The organism is Paraburkholderia fungorum (assembly GCF_046027605.1).
In the GTDB taxonomy this organism is placed as follows: domain Bacteria; phylum Pseudomonadota; class Gammaproteobacteria; order Burkholderiales; family Burkholderiaceae; genus Paraburkholderia; species Paraburkholderia fungorum_F.
Genome location: NZ_JAQQEF010000012.1, coordinates 134,474 through 146,741, shown reverse-complemented (window position 1 = coordinate 146,741; position 12,268 = coordinate 134,474). Strand labels below are relative to the sequence as shown.

The 12,268-nt window shown below is 63.8% G+C and carries 13 protein-coding genes; 6 read left to right on the top strand and 7 right to left on the bottom strand.

The window, feature by feature from the left end; genetic code table 11:
• The first annotated feature begins 81 nt into the window (after positions 1-81).
• The 3 genes from PQR53_RS20950 to PQR53_RS20940 all read left to right on the top strand — a co-directional run bounded on the left by PQR53_RS20950 (position 82) and on the right by PQR53_RS20940 (position 3,462).
• Positions 82-786 carry a TerC family protein gene (locus tag PQR53_RS20950; RefSeq protein ID WP_408457827.1) on the top strand — a complete coding sequence of 235 codons (705 nt, stop codon included), beginning with the start codon at positions 82-84 and terminating at the stop codon, positions 784-786.
• A gap of 132 nt (positions 787-918) precedes the next feature.
• Positions 919-1,542 (top strand): pilin, encoded by a 624-nt coding sequence (locus tag PQR53_RS20945; protein ID WP_408457824.1) that lies wholly within the window; start codon positions 919-921, stop codon positions 1,540-1,542.
• Between the two features lie 135 nt (positions 1,543-1,677).
• On the top strand, positions 1,678-3,462 hold the full coding sequence (locus PQR53_RS20940) for a PglL family O-oligosaccharyltransferase (protein ID WP_408457821.1): 1,785 nt from the start codon (positions 1,678-1,680) through the stop codon (positions 3,460-3,462).
• 61 nt (positions 3,463-3,523) lie between these two features.
• Here PQR53_RS20940 and moaC read toward each other — a convergent pair whose 3' ends face one another.
• Positions 3,524-4,000: a cyclic pyranopterin monophosphate synthase MoaC gene (moaC, locus tag PQR53_RS20935; RefSeq protein WP_323045972.1), complete on the bottom strand. Its 477-nt coding sequence runs from the start codon at positions 3,998-4,000 to the stop codon at positions 3,524-3,526.
• 133 nt (positions 4,001-4,133) lie between these two features.
• Between moaC and PQR53_RS20930 the strand changes: the two genes are divergently transcribed.
• On the top strand, positions 4,134-5,879 hold the full coding sequence (locus PQR53_RS20930; protein ID WP_408457818.1) for a M48 family metalloprotease: 1,746 nt from the start codon (positions 4,134-4,136) through the stop codon (positions 5,877-5,879).
• Between the two features lie 73 nt (positions 5,880-5,952).
• Here PQR53_RS20930 and PQR53_RS20925 read toward each other — a convergent pair whose 3' ends face one another.
• The 6 genes from PQR53_RS20925 to PQR53_RS20900 all read right to left on the bottom strand — a co-directional run bounded on the left by PQR53_RS20925 (position 5,953) and on the right by PQR53_RS20900 (position 10,854).
• Entirely contained in the window at positions 5,953-6,531 is a 579-nt protein-coding gene (locus PQR53_RS20925) for a DUF2946 family protein (RefSeq protein ID WP_408457816.1), read from the bottom strand.
• Positions 6,524-7,666, bottom strand: coding sequence for a YheT family hydrolase (locus PQR53_RS20920; protein WP_408457814.1), 1,143 nt, complete (start codon positions 7,664-7,666; stop codon positions 6,524-6,526). Before PQR53_RS20920 ends, PQR53_RS20925 begins: the two co-directional genes overlap by 8 nt.
• Positions 7,667-7,732: 66 nt before the next feature.
• A complete protein-coding gene (locus PQR53_RS20915) occupies positions 7,733-8,179 on the bottom strand; it encodes a nuclear transport factor 2 family protein (RefSeq protein WP_408457811.1) in 447 nt (148 codons plus the stop codon).
• 177 nt (positions 8,180-8,356) lie between these two features.
• A complete protein-coding gene (gene waaF / locus PQR53_RS20910; RefSeq protein ID WP_408457808.1) occupies positions 8,357-9,382 on the bottom strand; it encodes a lipopolysaccharide heptosyltransferase II in 1,026 nt (341 codons plus the stop codon).
• A gap of 260 nt (positions 9,383-9,642) precedes the next feature.
• Positions 9,643-9,837 (bottom strand): zinc-finger domain-containing protein, encoded by a 195-nt coding sequence (locus PQR53_RS20905; RefSeq protein ID WP_007180502.1) that lies wholly within the window; start codon positions 9,835-9,837, stop codon positions 9,643-9,645.
• A gap of 93 nt (positions 9,838-9,930) precedes the next feature.
• The gene (locus PQR53_RS20900) at positions 9,931-10,854 is read right to left on the bottom strand and encodes a branched-chain amino acid transaminase (protein ID WP_408332320.1); all 924 of its coding nucleotides are present in this window, start codon (positions 10,852-10,854) and stop codon (positions 9,931-9,933) included.
• A gap of 309 nt (positions 10,855-11,163) precedes the next feature.
• Between PQR53_RS20900 and PQR53_RS20895 the strand changes: the two genes are divergently transcribed.
• Positions 11,164-11,910: an AzlC family ABC transporter permease gene (locus PQR53_RS20895; RefSeq protein WP_408457805.1), complete on the top strand. Its 747-nt coding sequence runs from the start codon at positions 11,164-11,166 to the stop codon at positions 11,908-11,910.
• Complete coding sequence (locus PQR53_RS20890) at positions 11,907-12,230, top strand: AzlD domain-containing protein (RefSeq protein ID WP_408457802.1); 324 nt, start codon at positions 11,907-11,909, stop codon at positions 12,228-12,230. Before PQR53_RS20895 ends, PQR53_RS20890 begins: the two co-directional genes overlap by 4 nt.
• The last annotated feature ends 38 nt before the right edge of the window (positions 12,231-12,268 follow it).

The window sequence follows — 12,268 nt, the reverse complement described above, 5'->3', positions numbered from 1 at the left end:
GCAGTCTTAAAAAGCGGGGGAGTTTCGACTCCCCCGCTTTTTTATTGGCTGTGCGTCAGATTTCTTCTTATTCTTTTAGCCATGCTCGAGTTCTTCGCCACGCTCCATTGGGGCGCAGTCATTCAGATCATCGTCATCGACATCCTGCTGGGTGGCGACAATGCCGTGGTAATCGCGCTCGCGTGCCGCAACCTGCCGCCCGCGCAGCGCACGAAGGGCGTGTTGTGGGGCACGGCCGGCGCCATTGTGCTGCGCGTGGCGCTGATCGCCTTCGCGGTTGTGCTGCTCGACGTGCCGTTGCTGAAGTTTGCCGGCGGACTGTTGCTGCTGTGGATCGGCGTGCGCCTGATGGCGCCGGCGCACGACGCGCACGAGAACGTCAAACCGGCGGACAAGCTGATGGCGGCGATCAAGACGATCATCATCGCGGATGCGGTGATGAGCCTCGACAACGTGATCGCCATTGCCGGTGCGGCCGAGGCCGCCGACCCCGAGCATCGCCTCGCGCTGGTGATTTTCGGCCTGCTGGTGAGCATTCCGCTGATCGTGTGGGGCAGCCAGCTGGTGCTGAAGCTGCTCGACCGCTTTCCGATCGTCATCACGCTCGGCGCCGCGCTGCTCGGCTGGATCGCGGGCGGCCTGATCATCAACGACCCGGCCGGCGACCGCTGGCCGATCCTTGACACGCCGGCGGCGGAGTACGGCATGAGTATTGGCGGTGCGCTGTTCGTCGTGATCCTCGGGTATCTGCTCAAGCGTCGCAACGCCAATCGCGCGGCGGCTTGACGCAGAGAGCACCGCCGCGTCATCGCAGCGTTAGCCATCCGGCTGACTGTGTGGAACGAGCGCCGCTGGCTACGATTGAAACGCCTGTCCCCGATTCGAGGGGCAGGCGTTTTTCGTTTCAGGAGCCTGCCGATGATCGTTACCTTGCCGTATTCCCCTTTTTCACTGTCTGGGGTTTCCCCCCGGAGCGCGTTCGAGCGAGCGCGCTGGACCGCGCCCCTCATCCGTGCCTGCCGCTGTTTTGGGCGTGGCTTCACGCTGATCGAGCTGATGATCGTGCTGGCGATTGTCGGCGTGATCGCGGCCTATGCGATTCCCGCGTATCAGGACTATCTGGCCCGCAGCCGCGTGGGCGAAGGGCTCTCGCTGGCTGCGTCCGCGCGGCTATCGGTGTCCGAAAACGCCGCTAGCGGCAATGCGTTCGGCGGCGGTTATGCATCGCCGCCGGCTACCCGCAACGTGGAGTCCATTCACGTCGACGACGACACCGGCCAGATCACCATCGCGTTCACCACGCGCGTCGCGCCCGCTGGGTTGAACACACTGACCATGGTGCCGTCGGTGCCCGACAATGCCGACGCGCCCACTGCACGAATCGCGTTGAGCAAGGGCGCAGTGCAGGCGGGCGCGGTCACGTGGGAATGTTTCGCCGGCGGCAAAACGGCTTCCTCGTTGCCTGCGCCGGGAGCCGGTCCCACACCTGCCGATGCGCCGTCGTTGGCGTCGAATCTTGCGCCGCCGGAGTGCCGTGCCTGAGCAGCGGGGTGCACGATCGGAGAGTCGTTATCCGATCGTAAAGCGCTGATTTTCGGGATATTTCAGCCCAGCCGGCGCACAGCAGGAGAATTTTTTTGTATAGTGCGCCGGTTGCTGACGCCCACCGGTTACTCGATGCCCACCCCATTTGCACGCTACCTGTCTCTCATTCTGCTGGCTCTCGCGTTGGTGTTGCCCTATGCAGTCGTCAACCATACGTATCCGATTCCGACTTTCTACGCTGAATTCACGGCGCTCGTACTGTATCTGCTGATGAGCGCGGGTGTCGTGCTGCTGGTGTGGACGGCGCGGCCGCGCGTGACGTTTGCGTCGCCGGTTGTCGCGCTGGTGCCGTTGCTGTTCGGGCTGTTGTTGGTGGCGCAATTCGTGCTGCTGCCGGTCTCCCAGCCGTCGATGAACTGGCTCGGCGGCGGTTATCTGCTCGCCGCATTCATGGCCACGCACGCCGGCTACGGGTTCACACGCGTCAAGCTGAACGAAACAGCGCTGCGCTGGGTTGCGGGGGCGTTGATCGTCGGCGGCCTGTTTGCGGTGTTCTGCCAGGTGATCCAGCTGTTTCACCTCGAGGTGCGCGTGTCGCCGCTGGTCGTCGCCTATAACAATACCGTTGATCGCCGGCCGTTCGGCAATATGGCGCAGGCGAATCACCTGGCCACGTACATAGCGTTCGCGATGGCGGGTGCGCTGTACCTCGTGCAGACACGCCGGCTTGCCGTCAGCATCTGGTTGCTCGTGTCGACAATTTTCGCCGTTGGACTCGCGCTGACCGTGTCGCGCGGACCCTGGTTGCAGATGGGCGTGATCGTGGTGGCGGGCTTCTGGATGGCTTTCGCGCAGATGCGCAGTCAGCCGCAGCTTCGCCGCAGCAATCGCGAATGGCTGACCCCGATCGCGTTGGCGGTGCTGTTCTTTGTCGTCAATGCATTGATCCGCTGGGCCAATGTGCACTATCACCTGGAGCTTGCTCAGTCCGCGGCCGAGCGCTTCCAGGACGCTGGCCAGATCGCGCCGCGCCTTGCCCTGTGGAAGTACGGCTGGACGATGTTCAAGGCGCATCCGCTGCTGGGTGTCGGCTGGGGCGAATTTCCGAGCTACCAGTTCGAATACGTGAAGTCGCTGGGCGCCGTCGAGATTGCCAATAACTCGCACGACATCTTTATCGACCTGCTCGCGAAAACCGGTTTGATCGGCCTCGCGATCGTGCTGTTCGGCCTCATCACGTGGCTGGTGCGCGTGGTCCGCGCGCCGCAGAGCGCCGCACGCGTGTTCGGCATCGCGCTGATCGGCGTGCTCGTCATGCATGCATTGGTCGAGTATCCGCAGCAGTACATGTTTTTCCTGCTGCCGGCGATGTTCGTGTTCGGCTTGCTCGAGACACGGCCGCTGCGCCTTGTGCCTGGCCGCCTGTCGTTCGGTGTGTTTGCCGTGGTCGTGTTCGGCGGCCTGGCCGCGCTGTATCCGGTGTATCGCGACTATGCGCGCGCCGAGGTGCTGTACTACGGTTCACGTCCTGCCGAGCAATATCGCGCGGATCCGTCGTTCCTGTTCCAGGCGTGGGGCGAGTACGGCCTCGCGACCTTGCTGCCGATGAATTCGATGGATCTGCAGCACAAGCTCGCCATGCACAAGCAGGCGATCGCGCTGCTGCCGGGTGAAACCGTGCTGCGCCGGTACGCGGTGCTGCAGGCATTGAGCGGTGACACGGCGGGGGCATTCGACACCGTCGAGCGCCTGAAGATCTTTGCTCAGGAGCTGCACGACTGGCCGTCGCAGCTGGCCTACCTGTATGAGCTATGCGATGAGCAGAAGACGCTGACCGGTTTCAAGGCGGAACTGGTCAAGCGCTACGGCACGCCGCCGGGCGACGTCAATCAGGACGACGACAGCGACGACGAGTGAGCCGCTGTCGTTTTGAGGCCTGAGCTTTAGAGGTGGAGCGGGGCGATGACGTTGTCCATCATCAACCCGCCACCCAATCCCCCGATTTCCCGCCGTGCTTCTCCAGCACTTTCACATCGGTAATCGTCATCCCGCGATCCACCGCCTTGCACATGTCGTACACCGTCAGCAGCCCGACTTGCACGGCGGTTAGCGCTTCCATCTCCACGCCCGTGCGTCCCAGCGTTTCGACCTGAACCGTGCAATGCACGCCAGGCAGCGTTTCATCGAGTTCGAAGTCCACTTTGACGCGCGTCAGCGCGAGCGGATGACATAGCGGAATCAGATCGGCGGTGCGCTTCGAGCCTTGAATTGCGGCGATGCGCGCGATACCGATTACGTCGCCCTTCCTGGCGTTGCCGTCACGAATCAGCGCGAAAGTGTCCGGCAGCATGCGGATCGAGCCACGCGCGACGGCGATGCGCTTGGTCTCCTGCTTGCTGCCGACGTCCACCATATGCGCCTGGCCGGCGGCGTCGAAATGAGTGAGTTCAGGCATGGTTGGGCTCCTTCAGAGGGCGCCTATCATAGCAGTGTGGCCGGGCGGGCCAAGATGATTACAATTGCCCCATGCCCGCTATCTTAGTCCGAGCGGCGGGCGTCGCTTTTCGACTTCGTCAACCGACCTCGCGATGCGTTCGAAACGGTTTCTTGCTGCGGTGTTGTCTTTTGCGCTCGCGATTCCGCCGGGCGCGTACGCGCAATCGCGCGGCGTATCGAGCACGAGCACGAGCGCGAATATAAGCACAAGCGCAAGCCTCGCCCTCAACATGCAGTCCGCGCAACCGCCGTTGGAAAGCGGCCCAGCCGACACGTTCGCCGACCCCATCGTTCCACCCGACATCGCCCAAGGCGTCTTCGGCGTGTATGGGGGCGCCCAGAGCCGTTTTTCCGGCAACACGGGCGTAACCACCAACTGGCGCACCCCGATCGTCACGCAGCAATTACCCGACCTCGGCAATGGCGGCTCCGGCTCGCTGACGCCGCAAGCCGAGCGCAAGCTCGGCGAGCGCGTGATGCGTGAAGTGCGCCGCGACCCGGACTATCTCGACGACTGGCTGGTGCGGGACTACCTGAACTCGGTCGCCGCGAAACTCGCCGCGGCGGCGAACGCGCTATACATCGGTGGCTATCGTCCGGACTTCGAGCTGTTCGCAGTCCGCGATGCGCAAATTAACGCCTTCTCGCTGCCAGGCGGCTTTATCGGCGTGAACACCGGGTTGATCGTGACGACGCAAACCGAGTCCGAACTTGCCTCCGTGCTCGGTCACGAGATGGGCCACGTGTTGCAGCGGCACATTTCGCGCATGATCACGACCGGCGAGCGCAGCTCCTATGCCGCGCTCGCCGGCCTGTTGTTCGGCGTGCTGGCGGGCGTGCTCGCGCACAGTGGCGACCTCGGCAGCGCGATTGCGATTGGCGGCCAGGCTTATGCGGTCGACAACCAGCTGCGTTTTTCGCGCTCCGCCGAACAGGAAGCGGACCGCGTCGGCTTTCTGCTGCTGGCCGGCGCCGGCTACGACCCCTACGCGATGACGACGTTTTTCGGCCGCCTCGATCGCGCGGCGATGAGCGACACGGGCATACCGGCCTATGCGCGCACCCATCCGCTGACTGGAGAACGGATTGCCGACATGGAGGACCGTGCGCGCCGCGCGCCTTACCGGCAACCGCATCAGACATCCGAATATGGTTTTGTGCGAGCACGGGCGCGCTTGCTGCAGGACCGCTCGCGCAGTGAATACGCGGATGAGATTTCGCGCCTGCGCTCCGAAATCGAGGACCGTACCGCGGTGAACGTCGCCGCGAACTGGTACGGGATCGCGTACGGGCAGATGCTGCTCGAGCGATACGACGATGCAGCGGCGTCGCTGGCGGTGTCGCGTGCCGCGTTCGCAACCGGCGAGCGTAGTGAAGGTGAGCCCATGCGCAGTTCGCCGAGTCTCGACGTGCTGGCGGCCGACATCGCACGCCGCGCCGGGCGTAACGACGAGGCGGCTCGTCTGGCCGACTTCGCACAGAAGCGCTGGCCGCAGTCGAACGCCGCGATCGACATGCATATCCAGACCTTGCTGACGTTGAAGCGATTTGCCGATGCGCAGGCTTTGGCTTTGAAAGAGACGCGCGCGCAGCCCGATCAGCCTGCCTGGTGGTTGTATCTGGCGCAGGCGAGTGCGGGCAGTGGAGATGCGTTGACGCAGCATCGGGCGCTGGCCGAAAAATTCGCCCTCGATGGGGCCTGGCCTTCGGCTATCCGGCAACTGAAGGAGGCGCGTGATCTGAAGGCGATCGGCTACTACGATCTCGCCACCGTCGATGCCCGGTTACATGAAATGGAGAGCCGATACCAAGAGGAGCGGCTTGACGAGAAGAGTTAGTCGTTGCCCGCCTTCGCGATCTGAGCAGGACGCGGACTATGCGGCGAATCCCAGCGGGTAGTCGCCAAACGACCTAAGCACTCGCCGCAGCGGCCGGACTATCGATAAACCCGAACCGCGCGGCAACCTCATTTCGCCGCACGCCCTGCAACGGCAAAACAACCGCGTTGTTCCACCGAAACTCCCCGCTCATCGAGTCATCGCCCAACGCCGCGTGATCGGAAAAAACCTCGAGATCGTGATCGTGCAAAACGGCGACCCTCGGTGGCACCGAGCTATCGACAAACAGAATCCCGCCTTCATCGTCGACGAACACAACCGAAGGTTCGAAAGCCCCGCCGGCCTGGTCAGTCAAAGCAAGCGCGCCAGCGGCATCCGCTGACAATCTGACCACCCACGGCGTATAGCCCAACTCGACATACACCCGCTGCGGCCCGTTCTGGAAAAACCACTGTCCGCGTTCGTCGGCGTCGTAATTCCGGTTGATAAACCCGAGCAACGCCTCGTGCCGGATCGGCGTGCCTGGCTCGCCGCCGGCCTGAGCGGCGTCGTCCCGCATGCGCCAGTTGCCGCGTCGGTCCAGCATCAACCAGCCGGTGCAACTCGGCACATTCGGCCATTTGGCCAGGGCCTGTTTGACGATGTCATCCATGATCGATGTGCCGCTCCAGATAACCGAGCACGCGCCGCGACAACCAGTCGATGCGCCCGGGGAAGGGCCCGGTCATAAAGCCGGCGTGGCCGCCGTGCCTGGGTTGATCGAGTTCCACCGCGGCCGACACCTCGTGCCGCGCCGGCAACGCTTCGGCCGGTAAGAACGGGTCGTTGCGTGCGTTCAGCACGAGTGTCGGCACGGCGATGCCAGGCAGCAAAGGCCGCGTGGTCGCGCTGCTCCAGTATTCGTCGGTATTGCGAAAGCCGTGCAGCGGCGCCGTCACCACGTTGTCGAAGTCGTACATCGTGCGGCTCGCCAGCATCGCGTCGCGGTCGAACAGCCCGGGAAACTGCACGAGCTTCTGTTCGGCCTTCTGCTTCAGCGTCTTCAGGAAACTGCGCGTGTAGACCATGCCGAAGCCCTGCGATAACGCGCGGCCGCCGGCGTGCACGTCGATCGGCGTCGAAATCGCCGCGGCGGCCGAGAGCACCGGCGCCGCCTCGTCGCGTCGCTCGCCGAGCCAACGCAGCAGCACGTTGCCGCCGAGCGACACGCCCGCTGCCACGATCGGCCCGCGATGTGTGGCGCGCAAGCGCCGCAGAATCCAGTCGACTTCGTTGCTATCGGCGAGATGGTAGAAGCGCGGCAGCAGATTCAGCGGTCCGCTGCAACTGCGAAAGTGCGGTACGACGCCGTGCCAGCCGTACTCGCGCGCGGCCGCCATCAACGTGGCGGCATAGTGCGACGTGGAACTGCCTTCGAGCCCGTGAAACAGGACGAACAGCGGAGCGTCGTCGGCGGGAACGTGAGGCGGGGAGGCCGGGGCGAGCGCAGCGGCGGGTCGACCGTCATGCACGACCCAATCGAGATCGATGAAATCCCCGTCCGGCGTATCCCAGCGTTCGCGCCGGAACGCGATGGCCGGACGGCGCCCGAACAGCGACGGGACAATGGTCTGCACATGCCGGTTCGGCAGCCAGAGCGGTGCGCGGTAGAGCAGATCCACCGCAGCCTCGACAGCTGCCGCGGCGCGTGCTGTGCCGGTAGCAGCGGATTCATCGTGCGTCGTTCCCCAAGAATCCCCCATGGGGATCTCGTTTGGGGCGGGCGACTTCCTGCGGGGCGTGCTCATGCCAGCGTCGAAGCAAAAAAGTAAAACCGGTGAAACGGTCTGATCAGACGAAACGCCCGTCAGGCATCAGTGCAGCGAGCCCTGGCCATGCCGCATCTTCGTGGCGAACTGGCTGGCGGCCTCATTCGGCATCGGACTCGCGTGAATATGGGCAATCTTCCACTCGCCGCGCTCGTGGACCATCACATACGTAGTGAACACCATCGCGGGCGTCGCCTTCGGATCAGCCGGGCGATGTGCTTCGGCAATGGCATAGACGACGGTGCCGAGGCTGTCGTAGACGCGAATATCGAGCGGTTCGATCGAAACGCGCGCGGCTTCGAGCTGGAGCTGCAAGCCGGCGCGAATGCTGTCGAGACCGTGCAGGTGGGAGCCGTCGGCACAGATGCAGCTCACGAACTCCTCATCGATCCACAAGCCCATCAAGCTGTCGATATTCACTTCGGCGACGGCCTGGTAATAGGCGTTCAGCGTATCGGCGGCGGCTTCGAAGATATGGGCAAAACGTGGCATGGCTCGTCAGTCTCTTGTGCGCGGCGCGCGGTTGCGGGGCAGCGGTCAGCGGGACAGTCCGGCTCACCGGACAATCGCACCCAAGCGCGAGAATGCCCGTGCCGCAAGGCGCGAACATGACGCGACGCGCTCAGGGCGTGCGGTGTTGCGTGCAAGTATCAGTCGAATTAGCTGGGTTCAACGTTGCGCAAGCAACATGCCGCGCAAATCGCCGAATACCTGCTCGGCGCTCAGCTGCTTCAGGCAGTTCAGATGGCCGAGCGGACACTCGCGCTGAAAACAGGGGCTGCATTCGAGATGAAGCCATTGTACCTTCGCAAGCTCGGACAAGGGCGGCGTGTGGCGCGGATCGGTCGAACCGTACACGGCCACCAGTGGCCGGCGCAGCGCGGCGGCCACATGCATCAGGCCGGAATCGTTGGTGACCACTGCGTTGGCTCGCGAGATCAGCGCGCAAGCCTCGCCCAGTGCCGTTTGGCCGCACAGGTTGCGCACGTTCGGCGCTTTCTCGGCGATTGCCTGCGCGAGCGGCGCGTCTTTCGGTGAACCGAGCGCGACGATCTGTGTATACGGGAACGACTGGCCCACCATCTGCGCGAGCGCCGCGAAATACTCGGGCGGCCAGCGTTTTGCCGGACCGTACTCGGCGCCCGGGCAAAACACCAGCAGCGGTACGCGCGTGTCCAGATTGAAGCGCGCCGACACGCGCGACGCTTCGTTCAGGTCCGCGTCGAGCCGTGGCATCGGCAGGTCGCCAGGGATCTTGGCGCCGGGCGCGTAGGCGAGGGCTGCGTACTGGCCGACCATGGGCGGGCGCTCGTCCTTGCGCGGGTTCGCGTGACGCACGTTCAGCAAGCCGTAGCGGCTTTCGCCGGTGTAGCCGATGCGCAGGGGAATGCCCGCCATCCACGGAATCAGCGCCGACTTGAACGAATTCGGCAGGACATAGGCCGCGTCGTAGCCGACATCGCGCAAGTCGCTCGCCAACTGCCAGCGGCGCAGCATCTGCAGCTTGCCGTGCGCCAGATCCGTAGCGTAGACGTCGCGAATCTCGGGCATGCGCTCGAGCACGGGCGCAACCCACGAAGGCGCGACCGCATCGATCACGATGCGCGGATGCAATTTCACGAGGCGCGCAAACAGCGGCTGCGCCATCAATGCGTCACCGATCCAGTTCGGTGCGATAACCAACGCGCGACGCATCAGAGTGAGTGTCCGGTGTCGAAACGAAGCGCCGCGCGAACCATGCGCGTGGCGTTCGATTGTTTAAAGAGGAAAAAGCCGCGAGCTTTGCGGCGCGGTTCCAGCATGGCCGGCCCCGCCGCGGCTGCGGCTTGGTTGCGAAGCGCCTGGCTTGCTACGCTCTGCTGCAAAACCAGAACCGACCCGTCACGCAACGGAGCGGGCAGCAGGCACGCAGGCAAAAAGCCCCGCAAGCGATCAATAAGCAGTGGTCAGCCGGTTTAATGACCCTTGACCACTTCGCCGTCGCGCAGCTTGTAGCGGGTGCTGCAATACGGGCATTTCGCTTCGCCGTGGGTGACGTCGATGAAGACGCGCGGATGCGCGCTCCAGCGCGGCATTGCCGGATTCGGGCAGTATGCCGGCAGATCTTTTGCCGACAATTCGACCAGCGGCATTTCCTTGATTTCGCTCATGGGGACTTTCTCGTTGTAGGCAGGGTGCGTGCGTTGCGCCGTCAAAAGGCCGATGGCCGAGGGGCCGAGGTCCTGGTGGCGGCGCGCCGCGCGTTAGATCTTGGTCAGCCAGTGCGCGTACTTCTCGCTCTTGCCGTTCACGATATCGAAGAAGCCCGATTGCAGCTTCTCGGTGATCGGGCCGCGTGCGCCCGAGCCGATCGTGCGGTTGTCGAGTTCGCGGATTGGCGTGACTTCGGCGGCGGTGCCGGTGAAGAACGCTTCGTCGCAGGTATAGACCTCGTCACGCGTGATGCGCTTTTCGATCACCTGGATGCCCGCGTCGCGCGCCAGTGTGATGACCGTGTCGCGCGTGATGCCGTCGAGACACGACGACAGATCCGGCGTGTACAGCTTGCCGTTGTTCACGAGGAAGAAGTTCTCACCCGAGCCTTCCGACACATAACCGTCCACGTCGAGCAGCAGTGCTTCGTCGTAACCGTCGGCGATGGCTTCCTGATTCGCGAGGATCGAGTTCACGTACCAGCCCGACGCCTTGGCGCGGACCATCGACACGTTCACGTGATGGCGCGTGAACGACGAAGTCTTCACGCGGATGCCCTTGGCGATACCGTCTTCACCGAGGTAAGCGCCCCACGGCCACGCGGCGATCGCCACGTGAATCGTGTTGCCCTTGGCCGACACACCGAGCTTCTCGGAGCCGACCCAGATGATCGGGCGCAGGTAGCAGGATTCCAGCTTGTTTTCGCGGACCACTTCGCACTGTGCGGCGGCTAGCGTTTCGTGGTCGAACGGCACGTCCATCTGGAAGATCTTGGCCGAGTTCAGGAGGCGCTTGGTGTGTTCCTGGAGGCGGAAAATCGCGGTGCCGCCGTCTGCCGTCTTGTAGGCGCGTACGCCTTCGAAAACGCCCATGCCGTAATGCAGCGTGTGGGTGAGCACGTGGATCTTGGCGTCGCGCCAGTCGATGAGCTTGCCATCCATCCAGATCTTGCCGTCGCGGTCGGCCATTGACATACGATTCTCCAGCGGGAATGTGTGAGTGCCCCAAACCTGTCGCTGCGCGTCAGGCCCCCCGAGGGGGAAATCTCCCAAGGGGACTTCCTTCGGGGCGGAAAACGCGGGGCGGTCCGGCGTTTTCTTTTGGTGTGAGGTCGAGGAGCGCTATTTTAGCGTCTTTTGCACAAGGAACGGGCATTTGGCCGCATCGCGGACGCTATACTTCTGCGCACGCATAATTCAAATCCGGATGCGCCAGCGGGTGCCTGACGACCTGGCGTCGACCTCCCTTGATTGCGGCGCCCCTTGGCGCCCGCGTTTCACCTCATGCTCGCTCGTCTATCAGATACCGATCGCCGTGCCTTCCGTGCGGGCGTGCGCGACTATTCGCCGACGCTGATGGCGATTTTCTCCTGGGGTCTGGTCACGGGTATTGCGATGAGCAAGTCCGTGCTCACGCTGCCGCAGTCGCTCACCATGTCGTTGCTGTGCTACGCCGGTTCGTCGCAGCTGGCCGTGCTGCCGTTGCTCGCCGCCAAATTGCCGATCTGGACCGCACTGCTGACAGCCGCGATGGTCAATACGCGTTTCGTGATTTTCAGCGCCGGCCTCGCGCCACATTTTTCGTATCTGCCGATGTGGCGGCGCATCGTCCTCGGCTACTTCAACGGCGACGTGATCTATCTGCTGTTCCAGAAGAAGAGCTTCCAGACCGGTTACGTGCCCGGCAAGGAGGCGTACTTCTGGGGCATGGCGGTGTGCAGCTGGCTGTCGTGGCAGGTCTCCTCGATCGTCGGCATTCTGCTGGCGAGCCTGATTCCGGATAACTGGGGGCTCGCGCTGGCGGGCACGCTGGCTTTGCTGCCCATCATGGTGTCGGCGATCGCCACGCGTTCTACGCTGGTTGCCGTCAGCATCGCCGGCGTGGTGTCGCTGCTGGCGTTCGATTTGCCGTACCGGCTCGCGCTGCCGCTGGCGGTGATCGCCGCGATCATCGCCGGGAGTGCCGCCGACCTGATGGTCGAGCGCGCCGACTTGCGCCGCATCCGTAACAGCGCCGGAGATTCCCAATGACATCCACGCAGATCTGGCTCGCCATTATCGGCATGACCTTCGTCACCGCCCTGACACGCGCGATGTTTCTAATCGGCGGCGAGCGCACGGTGCTGCCGGCGCGCGTGCAGCGGATGCTGCGCTATGCGCCGGCCGCGGCGCTTGCCGCCGTGGTGCTACCCGATGTGCTGGCGACGCCGGACGGACTCTCATTCGCGCCGTCGAACCATGAGTTTTACGCGACGCTGTCCGGTCTCGCGTGGTTTTTATGGCGGCGCACCATGCTCGGCACAATTGTGGTGGGAATGGCCGTGTTCACTCTTCTGCGCCTCTTCATGTAATTGATCGAGGCGGGAATGCTGCATTGCGGAATGCGTGG

Excerpts from the sequence above, each read along its gene's own strand:
- PQR53_RS20950 (WP_408457827.1), top strand. The coding sequence starts at position 82 with ATGCTCGAGTTCTTCGCCACGCTCCATTGGGGCGCAGTCATTCAGATC.
- PQR53_RS20945 (WP_408457824.1), top strand. The coding sequence starts at position 919 with ATGATCGTTACCTTGCCGTATTCCCCTTTTTCACTGTCTGGGGTTTCC.
- PQR53_RS20940 (WP_408457821.1), top strand. The coding sequence starts at position 1,678 with ATGCCCACCCCATTTGCACGCTACCTGTCTCTCATTCTGCTGGCTCTC.
- moaC (WP_323045972.1), bottom strand. The coding sequence starts at position 4,000 with ATGCCTGAACTCACTCATTTCGACGCCGCCGGCCAGGCGCATATGGTG.
- PQR53_RS20930 (WP_408457818.1), top strand. The coding sequence starts at position 4,134 with ATGCGTTCGAAACGGTTTCTTGCTGCGGTGTTGTCTTTTGCGCTCGCG.
- PQR53_RS20925 (WP_408457816.1), bottom strand. The coding sequence starts at position 6,531 with ATGGATGACATCGTCAAACAGGCCCTGGCCAAATGGCCGAATGTGCCG.
- PQR53_RS20920 (WP_408457814.1), bottom strand. The coding sequence starts at position 7,666 with ATGAGCACGCCCCGCAGGAAGTCGCCCGCCCCAAACGAGATCCCCATG.
- PQR53_RS20915 (WP_408457811.1), bottom strand. The coding sequence starts at position 8,179 with ATGCCACGTTTTGCCCATATCTTCGAAGCCGCCGCCGATACGCTGAAC.
- waaF (WP_408457808.1), bottom strand. The coding sequence starts at position 9,382 with ATGCGTCGCGCGTTGGTTATCGCACCGAACTGGATCGGTGACGCATTG.
- PQR53_RS20905 (WP_007180502.1), bottom strand. The coding sequence starts at position 9,837 with ATGAGCGAAATCAAGGAAATGCCGCTGGTCGAATTGTCGGCAAAAGAT.
- PQR53_RS20900 (WP_408332320.1), bottom strand. The coding sequence starts at position 10,854 with ATGTCAATGGCCGACCGCGACGGCAAGATCTGGATGGATGGCAAGCTC.
- PQR53_RS20895 (WP_408457805.1), top strand. The coding sequence starts at position 11,164 with ATGCTCGCTCGTCTATCAGATACCGATCGCCGTGCCTTCCGTGCGGGC.
- PQR53_RS20890 (WP_408457802.1), top strand. The coding sequence starts at position 11,907 with ATGACATCCACGCAGATCTGGCTCGCCATTATCGGCATGACCTTCGTC.